At 72.1% G+C, this 18,352-nt stretch carries 18 protein-coding genes; 12 read left to right on the top strand and 6 right to left on the bottom strand.

The features are described from left to right. The 5 genes from sucD (at position 1) to purH (ending at position 5,626) form a co-directional block, all read left to right on the top strand. The gene (gene sucD, locus LNK82_RS41580) at positions 1-891 is read left to right on the top strand and encodes a succinate--CoA ligase subunit alpha (protein WP_230572373.1); all 891 of its coding nucleotides are present in this window, start codon (positions 1-3) and stop codon (positions 889-891) included. 184 nt (positions 892-1,075) lie between these two features. Then, positions 1,076-1,732 carry a DUF5336 domain-containing protein gene (locus LNK82_RS41575; RefSeq protein WP_230572372.1) on the top strand — a complete coding sequence of 219 codons (657 nt, stop codon included), beginning with the start codon at positions 1,076-1,078 and terminating at the stop codon, positions 1,730-1,732. A 102-nt stretch (positions 1,733-1,834) separates the two neighbouring features. After that, complete coding sequence (locus LNK82_RS41570; RefSeq protein ID WP_230572371.1) at positions 1,835-3,355, top strand: cell division protein PerM; 1,521 nt, start codon at positions 1,835-1,837, stop codon at positions 3,353-3,355. Positions 3,356-3,383: 28 nt separating this feature from the next. Then, positions 3,384-4,046: a phosphoribosylglycinamide formyltransferase gene (gene purN / locus LNK82_RS41565; RefSeq protein ID WP_230572370.1), complete on the top strand. Its 663-nt coding sequence runs from the start codon at positions 3,384-3,386 to the stop codon at positions 4,044-4,046. Beyond that, positions 4,043-5,626, top strand: a complete 1,584-nt coding sequence (purH, locus tag LNK82_RS41560) for a bifunctional phosphoribosylaminoimidazolecarboxamide formyltransferase/IMP cyclohydrolase (RefSeq protein ID WP_230572369.1) — start codon at positions 4,043-4,045, stop codon at positions 5,624-5,626. The genes purN and purH overlap by 4 nt, the downstream gene beginning before the upstream one ends. Positions 5,627-5,672: 46 nt before the next feature. Here the strand turns inward: purH and LNK82_RS41555 are convergent, their stop codons facing one another. Then, positions 5,673-6,482, bottom strand: coding sequence for a hypothetical protein (locus LNK82_RS41555; protein WP_230572368.1), 810 nt, complete (start codon positions 6,480-6,482; stop codon positions 5,673-5,675). Between the two features lie 201 nt (positions 6,483-6,683). On the opposite strand from LNK82_RS41555, the gene imuA' reads away from it, so the two are divergent. The 4 genes from imuA' to LNK82_RS41535 all read left to right on the top strand — a co-directional run bounded on the left by imuA' (position 6,684) and on the right by LNK82_RS41535 (position 12,596). Beyond that, on the top strand, positions 6,684-7,448 hold the full coding sequence (gene imuA', locus LNK82_RS41550; protein ID WP_230572367.1) for a DnaE2-dependent mutagenesis accessory factor ImuA': 765 nt from the start codon (positions 6,684-6,686) through the stop codon (positions 7,446-7,448). A 65-nt stretch (positions 7,449-7,513) separates the two neighbouring features. Then, positions 7,514-9,100 carry a DNA polymerase Y family protein gene (locus tag LNK82_RS41545; protein WP_308257495.1) on the top strand — a complete coding sequence of 529 codons (1,587 nt, stop codon included), beginning with the start codon at positions 7,514-7,516 and terminating at the stop codon, positions 9,098-9,100. Continuing rightward, positions 9,100-9,300, top strand: coding sequence for a hypothetical protein (locus tag LNK82_RS41540; protein WP_230572365.1), 201 nt, complete (start codon positions 9,100-9,102; stop codon positions 9,298-9,300). Before LNK82_RS41545 ends, LNK82_RS41540 begins: the two co-directional genes overlap by 1 nt. Continuing rightward, positions 9,300-12,596 carry an error-prone DNA polymerase gene (locus LNK82_RS41535; RefSeq protein ID WP_230572364.1) on the top strand — a complete coding sequence of 1,099 codons (3,297 nt, stop codon included), beginning with the start codon at positions 9,300-9,302 and terminating at the stop codon, positions 12,594-12,596. The genes LNK82_RS41540 and LNK82_RS41535 overlap by 1 nt, the downstream gene beginning before the upstream one ends. A 181-nt stretch (positions 12,597-12,777) precedes the next feature. Here the strand turns inward: LNK82_RS41535 and LNK82_RS41530 are convergent, their stop codons facing one another. Then, positions 12,778-13,347: a dihydrofolate reductase family protein gene (locus LNK82_RS41530; protein WP_230572363.1), complete on the bottom strand. Its 570-nt coding sequence runs from the start codon at positions 13,345-13,347 to the stop codon at positions 12,778-12,780. A gap of 129 nt (positions 13,348-13,476) precedes the next feature. Here LNK82_RS41530 and LNK82_RS41525 point away from each other — a divergent pair, with 129 nt between their 5' ends. Next, complete coding sequence (locus LNK82_RS41525; RefSeq protein ID WP_230572362.1) at positions 13,477-14,040, top strand: TetR/AcrR family transcriptional regulator; 564 nt, start codon at positions 13,477-13,479, stop codon at positions 14,038-14,040. 72 nt (positions 14,041-14,112) lie between these two features. Here LNK82_RS41525 and LNK82_RS41520 read toward each other — a convergent pair whose 3' ends face one another. From LNK82_RS41520 to LNK82_RS41505, 4 genes are read right to left on the bottom strand one after another with little or no spacing between them, the layout of a single operon-like run. Then, positions 14,113-14,406, bottom strand: a complete 294-nt coding sequence (locus tag LNK82_RS41520) for a DUF3017 domain-containing protein (RefSeq protein WP_230572409.1) — start codon at positions 14,404-14,406, stop codon at positions 14,113-14,115. 20 nt (positions 14,407-14,426) lie between these two features. Further along, on the bottom strand, positions 14,427-15,275 hold the full coding sequence (locus LNK82_RS41515; protein WP_230572361.1) for a bifunctional methylenetetrahydrofolate dehydrogenase/methenyltetrahydrofolate cyclohydrolase: 849 nt from the start codon (positions 15,273-15,275) through the stop codon (positions 14,427-14,429). 16 nt (positions 15,276-15,291) lie between these two features. Then, positions 15,292-16,221: a DMT family transporter gene (locus LNK82_RS41510; protein WP_230572360.1), complete on the bottom strand. Its 930-nt coding sequence runs from the start codon at positions 16,219-16,221 to the stop codon at positions 15,292-15,294. Beyond that, positions 16,214-17,422 (bottom strand): MFS transporter, encoded by a 1,209-nt coding sequence (locus tag LNK82_RS41505; protein ID WP_230572359.1) that lies wholly within the window; start codon positions 17,420-17,422, stop codon positions 16,214-16,216. Before LNK82_RS41505 ends, LNK82_RS41510 begins: the two co-directional genes overlap by 8 nt. Before the next feature lie 109 nt (positions 17,423-17,531). Between LNK82_RS41505 and LNK82_RS41500 the strand changes: the two genes are divergently transcribed. Continuing rightward, entirely contained in the window at positions 17,532-18,035 is a 504-nt protein-coding gene (locus tag LNK82_RS41500; RefSeq protein WP_230572358.1) for a YbaB/EbfC family nucleoid-associated protein, read from the top strand. Continuing rightward, positions 18,032-18,343 (top strand): WXG100 family type VII secretion target, encoded by a 312-nt coding sequence (locus LNK82_RS41495; RefSeq protein ID WP_230572357.1) that lies wholly within the window; start codon positions 18,032-18,034, stop codon positions 18,341-18,343. The genes LNK82_RS41500 and LNK82_RS41495 overlap by 4 nt, the downstream gene beginning before the upstream one ends. Positions 18,344-18,352 lie beyond the last annotated feature (9 nt).

Below are 18,352 nucleotides of genomic sequence, written 5' to 3'. Positions count from 1 at the left end.
ATGGCTATCTTCATCACCAAGGACAGCAAGGTCATCGTCCAGGGCATGACCGGCGCCGAGGGCACCAAGCACACCAAGCGGATGCTGGCCTCCGGCACGAACATCGTCGGCGGCGTGAACCCGCGCAAGGCGGGCGAGAAGGTCGACTTCGACGGCAACGTGCTGCCGGTGTTCGGTTCCGTGGTCGAGGCCATGGAGGCGACCGGAGCCGACGTCACCGTGATCTTCGTGCCGCCGGCGTTCGCCAAGGCGGCCGTGATCGAGGCGATCGACGCGGGCATCGGCCTGGCCGTCGTGATCACCGAGGGCATCCCGGTGCACGACACCGCCGCGTTCTGGGCGCACGCCGTGGCGACCGGCAACAAGACCCGGATCATCGGCCCGAACTGCCCCGGCCTGATCAGCCCCGGGCAGTCCAACGCGGGCATCATCCCGGCCAACATCTCCGGCGCGGGCAAGATCGGTCTGGTGTCGAAGTCCGGCACGCTGACCTACCAGATGATGTACGAGCTGCGCGACTTCGGGTTCTCCACCGCCATCGGCATCGGCGGCGACCCGATCATCGGCACCACCCACATCGACGCGCTGGCGGCCTTCGAGGCCGACCCGGACACCGCGGCGATCGTGATGATCGGCGAGATCGGCGGCGACGCCGAGGAGCGGGCCGCGGCCTACGTCAAGGAGAACGTCACCAAGCCGGTCGTCGGCTACGTGGCGGGCTTCACCGCCCCCGAGGGCAAGACGATGGGCCACGCGGGCGCGATCGTGTCCGGCTCGGCCGGCACCGCGCAGGCGAAGAAGGAAGCCCTGGAGGCGGCGGGCGTCAAGGTCGGCAAGACGCCGAGCGAGACGGCCGCGCTGATGCGGGAGATCATGCAGTCCATCGGCTGACACTGGGCCGTTCGTGCGCGACATCGAGGGCCACCTCCCCCGGGAGGTGGCCCTCGGTGCGTCCCGGGACGAGTCAATGCGCACATTGGGGGGAACCACGGAGGTCCGGTCGCCGTCGGAGAGTGCGCATCGGCTAGCGTTCTGTCGACCCGAAATCAGTTCCGCAGGTGGAGGAGACCGCATCATGTCCCAGCCGTACGGCGCCCCTCAGCAGCAGCCGGGTCCGGCGCAGCCGGCGGTGGGTGTGAACCTGAACCTCATCCTTCCGCTGGTCGCCGCCGGTCTGGCGCTGATCGCGTTCCTGCTCGCGTTCGCCGACGACGTGCCGTCGTCCGAGTACCTGTACGCGGCGGGCATCCTCGCCGGCCTGTCCGTGCTGCCGCAGGCGCCCAAGGGCCTGCTGTACGCGGCGGTGCCGTTCGCGCTGATCCCCACGCTCAGCCTGCTCCAGGGTCTGATCACCACCGAGGCCGACGTCCAGGGCATGCAGATCGTGCTGCTGATCGTGTCGCTGCTGGTGTCGGCGGCGGTCGTGATGAGCCTGCTGCTCGAGACCGGCATCGTGAAGCTCCAGCCGAAGGCCGCGAACGTCTACGGCCAGCCGGGTGGCTGGAACCCGCAGTCCGGCGCGTTCCCGCAGCAGGGCCAGCAGCCGCAGCAGTTCGGCCCGCCGTCCGGCCAGTTCGGCCAGCAGGCGCCGCCGCCGCAGCAGCAGGTCCAGCAGCCGGGCCAGCCGCAGCCGACGTCCTACATGCCGCAGCCCGGCCAGTTCGGCCAGCCCGGTCAGCAGCCCGGCCAGGGCACGCCGCCCGGCGGGTTCGGCGGCCCGCAGCAGGGCTGAGCACGTCGTGAGAGGGGTGGCGCCGGAACCCGGTCGCCACCCCTCTTCGCATGTCCGGCGAGTCTCGACCGAACGGCTCACCGCTACTGGGACAGTGGGAGGATGTCGGTGCAGCAAACGACCTCGCACGGTGTCGTGACGGACTCCGTCCGCCCGCCCGAGTTCTCCCGCGCCGAACGGGTGCGCGTGCTCACGATGACCGCCGCCGGGTCGGTGGTCATCGGCTACGCGGGCGTCGCCGCGCTCCTCGCGCTGATCTCCTCGACGGCCGCGCACGCGTCGTTCTCGACGACCGGTGTGCTGACCGCCGCCGCGCCGGGCTGGCTGGTCGCGCACCACGTGCCGCTGCGCTTCGACGGCGGGCAGCTCGGCCTGCTGCCGCTGCTGCCGACCGCGCTGGTGATGCTGCTGGTGTACCGGGCGGCGGCGGGCGCGGCGGACCGGTTGGGGCTGTTCGAGCCGTTGCAGGCGCGGTCGGTGGTGTTCAGCATCGCCGGCGCGCACGCCGTGGTCGGCAGCGTGATCGCGTTCCTGATGGGTGACGAGGGTCCGGTCCGGGCCACGCCCGCGGGGGCGTTCTTCGGGTGCGCGGTGGTGTCCGGGCTGGCGGCGGTCGCGGGCGTCGCGCAGCGCTGCGGCCTGGTGGAAGTCGTGTTCGAGCGGGTCGACCCGGTGGCGCGGCGCGGGCTGCGCACGGGCGCGCTGGCGTTGTTCGCGCTGGTCGCGGCAGGTGCGCTGGTGCTGGCGCTCGGGCTGGTGTTCTCGTGGTCGACCACCGCGGTGCTGTTCGACCAGAGCGGCGGCACCATCGGCACGGTCCTCGGCATCTGGCTGCTGTGCCTGGCGTACCTGCCGAACGCGGTGGTCGGCGCGTTGTCGTACGTGGTGGGCTCGGGGTTCTCGATCGGCGCGGCGGTGGTGGGCCCGCTGGAGTTCGTCGGCGGCCCGGTGCCCGCCGTGCCGCTGCTGGCCGCGTTGCCCGAGGAGCAGGCGTCCTACCTGCCGCTGGTGCTCGTGCTGCCGGGCGTGATCGGCGTGGTGGCGGGGTTCTCGTTGCGCGACGCGGCCGAGACGCCGCGGGCCCGGGTGCGCGCGGTGCTGGTCGCGGCGGTCACCGCGGGCGTCGGCGCGCTGGTGCTGGCGGCGGTGGCCGGCGGCGCGCTGGGCGGCGGGGTGTTCAACCCGGTCACCATCCCGGCCGGGCTGCTGGCCGTGCTGACGTTCGGCTGGGTGACCGTGCCGGGCGCGGTGGTGGCCTGGTTCTCCGGGCCCCGGCCGCCGCGCGTGGTGGAAGCCGAGCCCGAGCCGGAGGCCGTCGTGGACGAAGAGGACTACGACGACGAAGCCGAGTACGACGAGGAAGCCGAAGGACTCGACGAGGAGTTCGACGAGGAAGAAGACGGCGAGGAGCTCGACGAGGAGCTCGAAGAAGAGCTCGACGAAGAGGACGAGGACGAGCTCGACGAAGAGGATGACGAAGAGTTCGACCACGACCTCGACGAGTACGACGACCTCGAAGAGGAGTTGGCCGAGGACGCCGACCCCGACGACCCGGGCGAGGACCCCGACCCCGACGAGGGCGACGAGGCCGACCCGGAGGACCTGGCCGACAAGCCCCGCTAGGCAACGCCTAGGCTGCTCTTGAGCTGCTGTGACAGTCCCCAGCAAGGAGAGCACGCTGAGCGCCGCGACCACACTCCGGCTTCCCGTCCCCGCCAGGGTCGTCGTCCTCGTCTCCGGTTCCGGCACCCTGTTGCAGGCGTTGCTGGACGCGGCGGCCGACCCCGGATACCCGGTCGAGGTGGTCGCCGTCGGCGCGGACCGCGCCGGCATCGAGGGCCTGAGCCGCGCCGAGCGCGCGGGCGTCCCCTCCTTCGCGGTGAAGCTGCGCGACCACACCGACCGCGACGCGTGGGACACCGCGCTCGCCGACGCCGTCGAGGCGCACGAACCGGACCTGGTGGTCACCGCCGGCTTCATGAAGATCCTCGGACCCGCCTTCCTGGCCCGCTTCGGCGGCCGGATGGTCAACACCCACCCCGCGCTGCTGCCCGCCTTCCCCGGCGCGCACGGCGTCCGCGACGCCGTCGACTACGGCGTGAAGGTGACCGGCGCGACCGTGCACCTGGTGGACGGCGGTGTGGACACCGGGCCGATCCTGGCCCAGGAAGCGGTCGTCGTCGCCGATGACGACGACGTCGAAAGCCTGCACGAGCGCATCAAGGTGGTGGAGCGGCGGCTGCTGGTCGACGTGGTCGCCCGCCTGGCCCGCGAGGGCTGCACCGTGAACGGACGAAAGGTGAGCATCCCGTGACCACTCCTGCCGAGAGGCGACCGGTTCGCCGGGCCCTGATCGGGGTTTCCGACAAGTCGGGGCTGCTGGAACTGGCCACCGGCCTGCACGCGGCCGGAGTCGAGATCGTCTCCACCGGCGGCACGGCGCGCGCGCTGGCCGACGCGGGCGTGCCGGTCACGCCGGTCGAGGGCGTCACCGGGTTCCCGGAGGCGCTGGACGGTCGGGTGAAGACGCTGCACCCCGGCGTGCACGCGGGGCTGCTCGCCGACACCCGGCGCGAGTCGCACCTGGAGACGCTGCGCGAGCTGGGCATCGAGCCGTTCGACCTGCTCGTGGTGAACCTGTACCCGTTCACGCAGACGGTGGCTTCGGGCGCGTCGGCGGACGAGTGCGTGGAGCAGATCGACATCGGCGGCCCGGCGATGGTGCGCGCGTCGGCGAAGAACCACGCCAGCGTGGCCGTCGTCGTGGACCCGTCGCGGTACTCGTGGGTGCTGGAGCAGGTCGAGGCAGGCGGGTTCACGCTGGCGGACCGGCAGCGGCTGGCCGTGGACGCGTTCCGGCACACCGCGTCCTACGACGTGGCCGTGGCCTCGTGGCTGGGCAGCGCGGTCGCGGCGGACGACGAGGGCTCCGGCTTCCCGGGCTGGGTCGGCGCGACGTGGAACCGCAAGCAGGTGCTGCGGTACGGCGAGAACCCGCACCAGCGGGCCGCGTTGTACACGCAGGGCGACGGGCGCTCCGGGCTGGCGACGGCGGAGCAGCTGCACGGCAAGGAGATGTCCTACAACAACTTCGTCGACGCCGACGCGGCGTGGCGGGCGGCGTGGGACCACGAGCTGCCGTGCGTGGCGATCATCAAGCACGCCAACCCGTGCGGCATCGCGGTGTCCAAGGTGGACGGTCCGGGCGCGATCGCCGAGGCGCACCGCAACGCGCACGCGTGCGACCCGGTGAGCGCGTTCGGCGGCGTGATCGCGGCGAACCGCGAGGTGACCGTGGAGATGGCCGAGCAGGTGGCGGAGATCTTCACCGAGGTCGTCATCGCGCCCTCGTACGCCGACGGCGCGGTGGACGTGCTGACGCGGAAGAAGAACGTGCGCATCCTGGTCGCGCCGGCGCCCGAGCGCGGTGGCGTCGAGATGCGTGCGGTGTCGGGCGGGTTGTTGCTGCAGACGGCGGACACGATCGAGGCCGAGGGCGACGACCCGGCCAAGTGGACCCACGTGTGCGGCACGCCGTTGGACGAGGAGGGCTTGGCCGACCTGGCGTTCGCGTGGCGGGCGTGCCGGGCGGTGAAGTCGAACGCGATCCTGCTCGCGTCCGGTGGCGCGACCGTCGGCGCGGGCATGGGCCAGGTCAACCGGGTCGACGCGGCCCGGCTGGCGGTGGCGCGTGCCGGTGAGCGGGCGCGGGGTGCGGTGGCCGCGTCGGACGCGTTCTTCCCGTTCCCGGACGGGCTGGAGGTGCTGGTGGAGGCCGGTGTGCGCGCGGTCGTGCAGCCCGGTGGTTCGGTGCGCGACGCCGAGGTGATCGCGGCGGCGGAGGCCGCCGGCGTGACCGTGTACCTGACCGGCACGCGGCACTTCGCGCACTAGCGCTTTCGGGGGCTCCTCGTCGGCTCTGACGGGGAGCCCCCGCGTTTCACTGCTTCGCGATCAGCTCTTCGGCCGTCTTGCGGACCACGGCCTCCGCGTCGGCCAGCGGCATCGGCGAGTCGCTGATGAGACCCTTGTCCCGCCCGCTGTAGGTGATGCTCCAGACCACCGCGTCCTGGCGGGCGATCAGCTTCACGTCGATCGAGTCGCGCGGCGTGGGCTCGATGATCAGCATCGCCTCGTCGCCGAGGCCTTCCACCGGCTTGGTCTGCAGGCCGTTGGCGAACCCGGCGGCGTCGTCGTAGGTGCTCTCCGCGTGCTCGACGTTCTGGTTCGACTTGTCGGTGAAGTCGCGGTAGTCGTAGATGTAGAAGGCCATGCTGCGCGGGTTGCGGCCGTCCTTGCCCCCGGTCTGCTGCCAGTGGCAGTTCCAGCGCTTCAGGCCCTGGTCCTGCGCCGGTTTCTCGACCAGGCGGAAGCTGCTGACGTGCGCCTGTGACTTGAGGTCGGCGCTGAGGTCGCACTCGGCGATCGGCTGCTCGCCGGGGCCGCCGCCCGGCTGCTCGTAGTAGTCCAGCAGGAACGTGGTGGCGACACCGCCGAGGACCAGCACGACGACGGCGACCACGATGCCGACGACCAGGCCGGTCCGGCTCTTCTTCGGCGGCTGGGGGCCGTACGGGCCGAAACCGGGCTGCTGGGGGCCGGGCGGTCCGAAACCGGGCGGTCCGTAGCCGCCGGGTTGGCCCTGGCCGTACCCGCCCGGCTGTCCGGGCTGCTGGGGGCCGGGCTGAGGCGGACCGTAGCCGGGTGGTGGCTGCTGGGGCCAGTTCTGCGGGTTCTGAGGTGCGTTCACGGTTCCCCCCGTGTGGCCGGTCGGTGTCGCGAGCAGCAGTCTGCCGGCCACCCGATCGTGGACGCTGCCGGCATTGACAGGGGGTGGCTGCTTAGGGATAAGATCACCGTGTCGTTCGAACAGATGTTCGACAGACAGGTCGCCGACTTCCCACGGCGATCCGCGCACAGGGGTGCGCGCGGATCTGTGGGAGGAGGGCTGGTGTCCAGGTCGGCAACGGCGACGCTGACCGCGCTCGGGGTAGGCGCGGCGGGCGAGCTGACCAAGGCACCGGACCGGGCCCTGCCGGTTCGCGGGGAACTGGCAGGGCTCCTCCCGTGGGGTGGCCTGCGGCGGGGCAGCACGGTGTCGGTGCGAGGGTCGACATCGTTGCTGTTCGCGCTGATGGCCGCGGCGACCGCGGAAGGATGCTGGGCGGCCGTGGTCGGCCTGCCGGGGTGTGGGGCACTCGCGGCGGCCGAGTTGGGCGTGGCCGTCCATCGACTCGCCCTGGTCCCTCGACCTGGCAGGGACCAGGGCGAGGTCGAGAAGACCGTGGCGGCCCTGTTGGACGGGTTCGACCTGGTCGTGCTGGCCACGCCGGTCACCGCGGCGACTTCGCGCAAGCTCTCGGCACGGGCCCGTCACCGCAAAGCGGTCCTGCTGCCCTTCACGGTCTCGTGGCCGGGTGCGGACGTGGAGCTCACGGCGACCTCCGGCCGGTGGACCGGGCTGGCAGCGGGCCACGGCCTCCTGACCTCTCGGACCGTCAGCGTCCAGGCGACGGGCCGAGGCGCCGCGGCGAGGCCGCGGCAAACGAGCCTGGTGCTGCCCGGGACCGCCGCGGAACCACCGGCACGCCCCTCCCTGGTCCCCTTGCCGACCACTGACTCGCCGCTGCCGCCCGCCGGCGTGCCGCATCCCGCCTCCACCGGCCCGCCCGATCTACCAGGCCCGTCCTTCGCGGCCACCGTCGAGGCGGTGTGAGCCGTGCGCGCCTCCCAACCCGTCCCCACCCGTCCCTCCAACCGTCGAACGAACCCGTCGAAGAGGTGAATCCCCTGTACACGCTTGCCGTCTGGTGCCCTGACTGGCCGGTGGTGGCGGCCTCCGCCGAGGCTTCCCTCCCGCCGCACGTCCCTGCCGCCGTCATGGGATCGGGTGAAGTCGTCGCCTGTTCGGCGGTCGCCCGCGCCGAAGGCGTGCGGCGCGGGATGCGGCGGCGCGCGGCCCAGGGGCAGTGTCCCGAGCTGGCCGTCTTCGAGTACGACGAGGTGCGCGACGCCCGTCTCTTCGAGCCGGTCGCGGCGGCGGTGGAGGAGCTCGCGCCCGGGATCGAGGTGGTCCGGCCGGGGTTGGTGGTCGTCGCCGCCCAAGGGCCGGTCGGGTACTTCGGGTCCGCCGAGTCGGCCGCCGAGCGCGTGGTCGACCACATCGCGGTGCGGGCCGGGGTCGAGGCGCAGGTCGGGCTCGCCGACGGGCTGTTCGCGTCGACCCTGGCCGCGCACCGCGGGCTGGTCGTGCCGCCGGGCCGGACCCGGGAGTTCCTCGCGCCGCTGGGCGTCCACGAGCTCGACCAGCCCGCCGAACGCCGGGAGGACCGGGCCGCGCTGGTCGACCTGCTGCGCCGCCTCGGCCTGCGCACGCTCGGCGCGTTCGCCGCCGTGCCCGAGCGCGACGTCGCCACCCGCTTCGGCCGCGCCGCCGTGCTGGCCCACCGGCTGGCCGCCGGGCTGGAGGAACGTCCCAGGTCACGCCGCCGTCCGCCGCCCGAGCTGTCGGTCACCCGGGAACTCGACCCGCCGATCGACCGGGTCGACGCGGCGGCGTTCGCGGCGAAGGGCCTCGCCGAACGCCTGCACGCGGGCCTCGCCGACCGCGGTCTGGCGTGCACCCGCCTCGGCATCCGGGCCACCACCGAGAACGGCGAGGAACTGCACCGGCTGTGGCGCTGCGCCGAGCCGCTGACCCCGCAGGGCATCGCCGACCGCGTCCGCTGGCAGCTCGACGGCTGGCTCACCCGTGCCCACCTCGGGGCCGGCCCGACCGCCGGCATCCACCTGCTGCGCCTGGACCCCGAAGAGGTGGTCGACGCCACCGCGCTGCAACTGGGCCTGTGGCCGGGCGCGGGTCAGGACCAGGGTGAGGCGGCGGAACGCGCGGCGCGCGCGATGGTGCACGTCCAGGGCCTGCTCGGACCGGACGCCGTGCTCACGCCCGTGCTCGGCGGTGGACGCGGACCGGTCGAGCGGGTGCGGCTGGTGCCGTGGGGCGACGAGCGCACCCCGGCGGCCGACGCGGAGCAGCCGTGGCCGGGGCAGCTGCCCGGGCCGTCGCCCGCGACGGTGTTCGCCGAACCCGAACCGGTCGCGCTGCTGGACTCCTCCGGCGCGGACGTCGTGGTCACCGGCTACGCCGAGCTGGTCGTGCGGCCGCACCGGATCGTGCACGGCGGCCGTGCGCGGCAGGTCGTGGCGTGGTCGGGGCCGTGGCCGGTGGACGAGCGCTGGTGGGACGCGGAGACCGCGATGCGCGGTGCACGACTGCAAGTGCTGGGAACCGCGGCGGACGGCGAGGAGCTCGCGTTCCTGCTGATCCGCGCGGGTGGCAAGTGGGCGGTGGAAGGGGTGTACGACTGATGAGCGGTGACTTCTCCGAGCAGGATCGCCGGAGCCTGGCCGAGTGGCTGGACGACTGCGCCGTGCCGGACCGGCGTGAGGTGCCGGACCAGCGCGGTGGACCGGCCTACGTGGTGAGCTTCGGCTGGCTGCCGGCACGGCTGCCACCGGCGGCGCCGTCGATCCCCTCGCCTCGGCGAGCACTCGACGACTCGCGCTGATGGGCTGGAACAACCCGCCGGTCCGGTGGTCGGAGCTGGAACGCGCGTTGTCGGGCAAGCCCCCGGTGCCCGACGGCGGCGACAGCCCGGCGTGGACGCGCCACCGCGACCGCTACGAGGCCCCGCCCGACTTCGCGGTCAAGGTGGACGACCTCGGGGCGACCCGCGCCCGCGTGCCGTACGTCGAGCTGCACTGCCACTCCAACTTCAGCTTCCTCGACGGCGCGAGCCACCCGGAGGAGCTGGTGGAGGCGGCGCAGCAGCTCGGGCTGGACGGGGTGGCGTTGACCGACCACGACGGCATGTACGGCGTGGTGCGGTTCGCCGAGGCCGCCAAGGAGCTCGGCGTGCGCACGGTGTTCGGCGCGGAGCTGAGCCTCGGGCTGTCCGAGCCGCAGAACGGCGTGCCGGACCCGGAGGGCGAACACCTGCTCCTGCTGGCCACCGACCGCGACGGCTACCACGCGTTGTGCCGCACGATCACCACCGGTCAGCTCGCGGAGGGCAGCGAGAAGGGGCGGCCGGTGTACCGGTTGGAGGAGGTCGTCGCGGACACCCGGGACGACTGCGTCGTGCTCACCGGCTGCCGCAAGGGCGCGGTGCGGCGGGCGTTGGCGCGGGAAGGGCCGGAGGCGGCGTTCGCGCAGCTGCGGAGGCTGGTCGACCTGTACGGGGCGGACCGGGTGTTCGTGGAGCTGACCGACCACGGCTACCCCGAGGACGGGCCGCGCAACGACCTGCTGTGGGGCATGGCCCACGACCTGGGGCTGCCGACCGTGGCGACGAACGCCGTGCACTACGCGGTGCCCGCGCGGGGTCGGTTGGCGGCGACGATGGCGGCGGTGCGGGCGCGGCGCAGCCTGGACGAGATGGCGGGCTGGCTGCCGCCCGGCCGCACGGCGTGCCTGCGGTCGGGGGAGGAGATGGCCCGCCGGTTCGCCCGGTTCCCCGGTGCGGTGCACCGTTCGGCCGTGCTCGGCCTGCAGTGCCAGTTCGACCTCAAGCTGATCGCGCCGGAACTGCCGCCGTTCGACGTGCCGGAGGGGCTCGACGAGAACAGCTACCTGCGTCACCTGACCTACGAGGGCGCGGCCCGCCGCTACCGCTCGATCGGCGAGAACCCCAGGGCGTACCAGCAGATCGAGCACGAGCTGAAGATCATCGAGGAGTTGAACTTCCCCGGCTACTTCCTCGTCGTGCACGACATCGTCTCGTTCTGCCGGCGCAACGACATCCTCTGCCAGGGCCGGGGGTCGGCCGCGAACTCCGCCGTCTGCTACGCCCTCGGCATCACCAACGTCGACGCGGTCCGCTTCGACCTCCTCTTCGAGCGCTTCCTGGCGCCCGCCCGCGACGGCCCTCCCGACATCGACCTCGACATCGAGTCCGACCGCCGTGAGGAGGCCATCCAGTACGTCTACCGCAAGTACGGACGGCGGCACGCCGCGCAGGTCGCCAACGTCATCAGCTACCGCGGCCGGTCGGCGATCCGCGACGTGGCGCGGGCGCTCGGCTACTCGGTCGGCCAGCAGGACGCGTGGAGCAAGCAGATCGACCGCTGGGGCCCGTTGCGGTCCACGGCGGACGAGGGCGGCATTCCCGGCCCGGTGCTGGAACTGGCCGCCGAGCTGGAGAACTTCCCGCGGCACCTCGGCATCCACTCCGGCGGCATGGTCATCTGCGACCGGCCGGTCAGCGAGGTGTGCCCGGTCGAGAAGGGCCGGATGGCCGACCGCACGGTGTTGCAGTGGGACAAGGACGATTGCGCCTCCATCGGGTTGGTCAAGTTCGACCTGCTCGGCCTCGGCATGCTCTCGGCGTTGCACTACGCCATCGACCTGGTGCGCGAGCACGAGGGCGTCGAGGTCGACATCGGCAACCTCGACCTCGAAGACCGGAACGTCTACGAGATGTTGCAGCGCGCCGACTCCGTCGGTGTGTTCCAGGTGGAGAGCCGCGCCCAGATGGCGACCCTGCCCCGGCTCAAGCCGCGGACGTTCTACGACCTGGTGGTGGAGGTCGCGCTGATCCGCCCCGGCCCGATCCAGGGCGGCTCGGTGCACCCCTACATCCGCCGGCGCAACGGCAAGGAGCAGTGGGACTACGACCACCCCCTGCTGGAGGGGGCGCTCAAGAAGACCCTCGGCGTGCCGCTGTTCCAGGAGCAGCTCATGCAGATCGCCGTCGACGTGGCCGACTTCAGCCCCGCCGAGGCGGACGAACTGCGCCGTGCCATGGGCGCCAAGCGCTCCACGCACCGGATGGAACGCCTCCGCGAGCGCTTCTACGAGGGCGCCAAGGCCAACGGCATCGGTCACGAGACGGCCGAGAAGATCTACGCGAAGCTGTTGGCGTTCGCCAACTTCGGCTTCCCGGAGAGCCACGCGCTCAGCTTCGCGCACCTCGTGTTCGTCAGCGCCTGGTTCAAGCTCTACCACCCGGCCGCCTTCTGCGCGGCGTTGCTGCGTGCTCAGCCCATGGGCTTCTACTCCCCCCAGTCGTTGGTCGCGGACGCCCGTCGTCACGGCGTGCGCGTGCTCGGTCCGGATGTGAACGCGAGCCTCCCGCACGCCACCCTCGAGCTCGTGGACGGTGAGCAAGCCGTGCGCATCGGCCTGGGCGGTATCCGGACGATCGGTCAGAAGGTCGCCGAAGACGTTGTCGCGCAACGGGAATCGGGTCCGTTCCGGGACATGGCGGACTTCGGCGCCCGGGTCCGCCTGACCACGGCGCAGGTGGAGGCCATGGCCACGGCGGGTGCGTTCGGGTGTTTCGGGCTGGACCGACGCGCCGCCCTCTGGTCGGCGGGAGCCGTCGCGAAGATCCGGCCCGACCGCCTGCCGGGAACCGTGGTCGGCACCGAGGCACCCGCCCTGCCCGGCATGGACGAGGTCGAGTCGGCGGTCGCCGACGTCTGGGCGATGGGCTTGTCCCCGGGCAGCTTCCCCACCGAGTTCGTCCGCGACCGCCTGACCGCGCTGGGAGCCCTGTCCACCGCGGACCTGGCCACCGTGCCCAACGGCACCAGGGTGCTGATCGGCGGCGCGGTGACCCACCGACAACGCCCCGGCACCGCCGGCGGCGTCACGTTCCTCAACATCGAGGACGAGACCGGCATGGTCAACGTCGTCTGCACCACGGGCCTGTGGGCCCGCTACCGCAAAGTCGCCCGAACCAGCCCCGCTCTGCTGATCCGAGGCGTCGTCGAGTCCGCCGAAGGAGTGATCAGCATCCGCGCGGAACGCCTGCAACAACTGGACCTGCGCATCCCTTCACGATCCCGAGACTTCCGCTAACCACCCCACCCACCGCATCCACTCACCCAGCCCACCCACAACGGACCCGCCGCACCCCACCGAAACCGCTCACCCACCCAGGCCCGATTCGACATGGCTTCGACCAGCCTGGGGTGCCCGTGAGGGCCCCATGTCAAATCGGGCCGAACCCGAGCGGGCGAGAAACGAACTCACTCGCAGATCACACAACGTCCGCCTTGACATAAGAAGCAAACACAACACCCGAGTCGAAAACCCTGGTCGACGCTTTCGCGAACCGCGCCGTGGGGAAATCGCCCGCGAACAGGGGGATCCCCTTTCCCAACACGATCGGGTGAACCTTGAGCACCAGTTCGTCGATCTCGGGCAACAGGGCGGCAGCCAGCCTGCCCCCTCCGCACAGCCAGATGCCCAAACCGTCCGACTCTTCCTTCAACTCACGGACCTCGGCCAGCGGATCCGCCACCACCTGCACGTCCTCGGGCGTCGTGCTCAGCCGTGTCGACACCACGTACTGGCGCAGGTGTGGGTAGGGACTCGGTAGCCCTCCCGGCACCTGATAAGTGGCCCGACCCATGAGGATCGTGTCGAAGTGCTGGTTGGGCGCGTCGATGCCCATGGCCTCACGGGCCTGCGCGGGCAGCGTGTCGGGGTACTCCTCGACCAGGGCGGTCATGTGGTCGCCTTCGAACAGGAAGTCGCCGAAACCGCCCTTCGGGTCGGCGATGAAGCCGTCGAGCGAGGTCGCGACGAAGTAGGTCAGGGTTCGCATGGTGGATTCCTCCGGAGGTCTCGGGACTCGTCTCTCGGGCTCGGGCTCGGCGCGAAAACCTCGCCAACCACTCCACCCGTAGTGATCCGACTGTAGTACTATGAACGGAGTGGTTGTCAAGGAGGAACCGTGGTCAGGAACCCGAACAGGCGAATGGCGCTGGTCGACGCGGCGGTCGAGGTGTTGGCGCGCGAGGGCGCGCGAGGCCTGACGTTCCGCGCCGTCGACCAGGAGGCGGGGGTGCCCAACGGCACCGCGTCGAACTACTTCACCAGCCGCGACGACTTGCTGCGGCAGGTCGGCGAGCACATCCACGTCCGGCTCACCCCGGACGCGCAGCGGCTGGCCAGGACGATGGACGCGCCACCGGACAAGAGCCTCGTGGTGCGCCTGCTGCAAGAACTGCTGGAACGCCTCCAAGTCGACCGCACGGGCTACCTGGCCCTGCTGGAGCTGAGACTGGAGGCCACCAGGCGCCCCGAGCTCCAAGCCGCGCTGACCAAGACGATCAGCGAGAACCTGGAGCAGAACGTCCGCTTCCACCTGGACGCGGGCCTACCCGGCGACCGCACCACGGTGGTGTCGCTCTACCTGGCGATGAGCGGGCTGATGGTGGAGCACCTGACCCTGCCCGACGTGCTGCCGGAGGAGGAGATGACGGAACTGATCACAGCCCTGGTCGATCGAACGTGACCGAGCAGCCCTGACCCGGCCCGACCGCGCAGCTCGGACCCCAGCCCTCGATCACCGATGACCGATCACCGATCACCGGTCCAACGGACCACCGATGATGGTCATCGCCACGAAGATCACCGCGAACCCCAACCCCGAGTACAGCAGCGCGTCCACGCTCCGCCCCCGGATCGCGATCAGCCCTGCCTGCTCGTCCGTCACCAGCACCCGCAGGAGCGCCGCGACCAGGAGCGCGACGCCGATCAGCACCGCACCCTGCCGCCAGTGGTACTGGACGATCCGCACGAGACCGAGCCCGACGACCACGAGCACCAGCGCGAACGGCAGGTGCTTGCCCGCCGCGGACCGCCAGCGCTGCTCCGGCAACAACTCCACCGCTTCCCGCCTCAGGTCGTGCGCTCGGCCGCTTCGACCGTGTTGGTCAGCAGCATCGCAATGGTCATCGGACCCGCGCCACCCGGGATCGGCGCGAGGAAACCCGCCACCTCCGCCACGGACGGGTGAACGTCGCCCACCAGACCGGCCTCGGTGCGGGTGATGCCGACGTCGACCACGGCCGCGCCGGGCTTCACCATGTCCGCGGTGATCAGGCCGGGGCTGCCGGCGCCCGCGACGACGATGTCCGCCCGCCGCACCTCGGCGGCCAGGTCCTTGGTGCCGGTGTGGCACAACGTCACCGTGGCGTTCTCCGAACGCCTGGTCAGCAGCAACCCGATCGGGCGGCCGACCGTCACACCGCGACCGACGACGGTGACGTTCGCACCCGACAGCGGCACGTCGTACCGGCGCAGGAGCTCCACCACCCCGCGCGGCGTCGCCGGCAGCGGGGCCTCGTCACCGAGCACCAGCTTGCCCAGGTTGACGGGGTGCAGGCCGTCGCCGTCCTTGCGCGGGTCGATGCGCTCCAGGATCGGGTTCGGGTCGAGGTGCTTGGGCAGCGGCAACTGCACGATGTACGCGGTGCACGCCGGGTCGGCGTTCAGCTCGTCGATGACCTCTTCGAGCTGCGCCTGCGTGGTGTCCGCGGGCAGGTCGCGGCGGATCGACGTGATGCCGACCTTCTCGCACGCCAGGTGCTTGCCCCGGACGTACGAGTGCGAGCCCGGGTCGTCACCGACCAGCACGGTGGCCAGCCCCGGCGTCACCCCCCGCTCGCGCAACGCGCCGACCCGCGCCCGCAGGTCTTCGAAGATCGCGTCCCGGGTGGCCCTGCCGTTGAGGATCGTCGCAGTCACGTGCCTCATCCTCTCATCACCGCCGACCGGGCAACGCGGCGACCACCACCGCGAGCAGCGTCAACGCCGTGCCGACCAGCGCGAGCACGGACACCTCCTCACCTGCGGCGGGAGCGATGACGTCCACCGCGAGCGCGCCGACGAGCTGTCCGGCGACCTGGCACAGCCCGACCAGCAGCACGCCCAGCCACCGCACCGCCAGCACCGCCGAGCCGATGGTGCAGACCCCGAGCGCCCCGCCCGCGTAGAACCACGGCTCGCTCGGCGCGGCGGTGGGCAGCCCGCGCACCGCCACGTCGACCGCGCACACGACGAGGAGCACCGCCGTCCCGGTGCCGAAGTTGACCAACGTGGTCACGCGCGTGCTCTGCGCCGCCTCGCGCACCAGCCCGTTCACCGCCTGCTGCCAGCCGAGCCCGAACCCGCCCAGCGCGGGCAGCAGCGCCAACCACAACGCCGACGCGTCACCGGCCTCGTCCGACACGGCCACCGCGACCGCCACCACCGCCAACGCCGCACCGACCACGCGCGGCCAGGTCAACGCCACCCGTCCGGCCGGACCGATGCCCGCCCGGTCCACCAGCAGGCTGCTCACCGCCTGCGCGCCCACCGCCGCCACGGTGAACACCGCCACCCCGAGCGCCGCGACCGTCAACCCCTGCGTGGCCACGAAGAACGCCCCGCACGCCCCGCCGACGCACTGCCACCAGCGGATCCGCCCGTCCCGCAGCGACGACCACAGCCGACCCAGCCCCGCCCGCCCGGCCGCCGTCGTCGGCACGCCCAGCAGCAACAACGCGAACCCGCCGCCGAACGACACCAGCGCGGCCAGGAACCCGTCGCCGAACACGTGCCCCAACTCGCCGTTCAACCGCCCCTGGACAGCCAGGAACGCCCCGCCGACGAACGCGAGCAGCGCACCCACCAGCCGAACCCGGTCACCCAACCGGCACGTCCTCCCGCTCGCGCACCCGGCTCGCCAGGAACGCCCCGACCAGCGCCGCCACCGTGCTCGCACCGGCCGCCGCGGCCGGACCGAAGTGGTCCAGCAAGGACCCTGCCACCGGCAGCGCCAACGCCGAGCCCGCCGTGGTGAACGTGCCCATCCAGCCGAACGCCTCGGCCTTGCGGTCGTCCGGCGCGAGCCCGCTGATCCGCTGGTTGTTGGCCGCGATGGCGGGCGCGATCGCCATGCCGCCCACACCCAGCACCGCACCGATCAACCACGCCGACGACGGGTCCATCACCGGCGGCAGCACCAGCACCAGCGGCGCGACGCCCAGCGCCGTCAACAGCATCCGTCTCGTGAACCGGGCCTGCCCGACGAGCCCTCCCGCGATCAACCCGCCGACCACGGACCCCACGCCCCACACGGCCGTCAGCACACCGGCCATCGCGGGTCTGCCCAGGTCACGCGCCCACGCGATGATCACCATGTCGATCACCACCAGTGAGGCCACCAGGAACAGCGCGGTCAGCAGCGCCAGCGCAAGCGAACCGTCGCGCAGCAACGTCGGCCCACCGCGCGCGGCCTCACGCGCCACCGGCCGGTCCAGCCCCGCCCGCCGCAGCGCCCCGCCGAAGCCGAGCGCGCCGAGCACCGCGAGCGCGCCGCACAACCACAGCGCGACCTGCGCGTTCCACACCGCCACCACGGTCGCCGCCAGCGCCGGACCGACGATGTACATGACCTCCTGCATGGACGCCTCGACGGTGAACACCGCCGACTGCGCGGGCCCCGTCGCCAGCCGCGGGAAGCTCGCCCGGCTCATCGCCGTCACCGGTGGCGTAAACAGCCCGGTCAGGAACGCCGCCACCACCGCCAACGGCCACATCCCGCCGGGCATGACGGCGGGCAGCACACCGAGCACCGCGATGCCGACGCCGTAGCCCGCCGAAGTCACCAGCAGCAACCGCCCGGCCGGGCTCCGGTCCGCCGCACGACCCCGCAACGGACCTGCCACACCCATGCCCAACGTCAACGCCCCGCCGACCACGCCTGCCAGGGCGTACGACCCGGTCCACCCGGCTATCAGGAACGACACCGCCAGCGGCGTGCCCGGCAGGTGGATGCGGCCGATCACCGACCACACCAGCAGCCACGGCAAGTGGGGCACGGCGGCGAGTTCCCGGTACGGACGGAGCACGGTGACACTCTGCCCGCAACCACCGACAACCCACCGCCGAATATCCGCGGGAACCCGGGGGCCTCGGTTAGCGTCAGCACCTCTGGAGAGCGCTCACGAGGGGACCGCTGTGACCGATCCGACAGGACGACGTGCCGAGTTGGAGGCGCGGAACGCGGCCATGCGCGAGCAGGTCGACTCCCTCCTGGCCGAACTGAGGAAGAAGACCGACGAGCTGCGCGAGACGCAGGCGCAGGCCATGGCGATCACGGCGACCGCGGTGTCCAAGGACGGCTCCGTGCGCGCCACCGTCGACTCCGCCGGCGCGTTGACGTCCCTGGAGTTCTCCGCCAACGCGTTCGAGCGCACCACGCCCGACAAGCTGGCCCGGCTCACCGCCGAGACCGTGCAGCAGGCCGTGGCCAAGGCCAGGACCGAGCTGAACGAGGTGCTGGCGCCCGCGCAGGGAGGTCCGAGCATCGACCTGTCGGAGATGCTGCCCGGCGTGCCGTCACTGGCCGACCTCATCCCCCAGCCGCCCGTCGTGCAGCAGCCGTCGACGCAGCCGCGTCGTCCCGCGCCGCGGTCCGACGATGACGACGGCGACAGCTTCATGGACAGGAGTGGCTGGTGAGCGGGTTCGACGTCAGCGTGTCCGGCCTGCGCCGAGGCGCGGGTCAGTTCGGAGCGGCGGGTGATTCGCTGGGCGGCGTGCTGCAGGCGTTGAGCTCGGCGTTGCAGGCCGAGGGCCAGTGCTGGGGCGGTGACGAGTCCGGGCAGGCGTTCGCCAAGGAGTACGTGCCGAATTCGCAGGCGACGTTGGAGGCCTTCGGCAACCTCGCCACGGCCCTTGCCGACATCCGCACCGGCGTGGAGCAGACCGCCGATGCCTACGAGGGTTCCGACCAGGGCAACGCGACCGGGATCTCCCGGACTTACTGAGGGGCACTG

The organism is Saccharothrix luteola (assembly GCF_020859565.1).
Lineage (GTDB): Bacteria > Actinomycetota > Actinomycetes > Mycobacteriales > Pseudonocardiaceae > Actinosynnema > Actinosynnema luteola.
The sequence above is the reverse complement of the archived record's forward strand: the minus strand, read 5'-3'. Positions and strand labels throughout refer to the sequence as shown.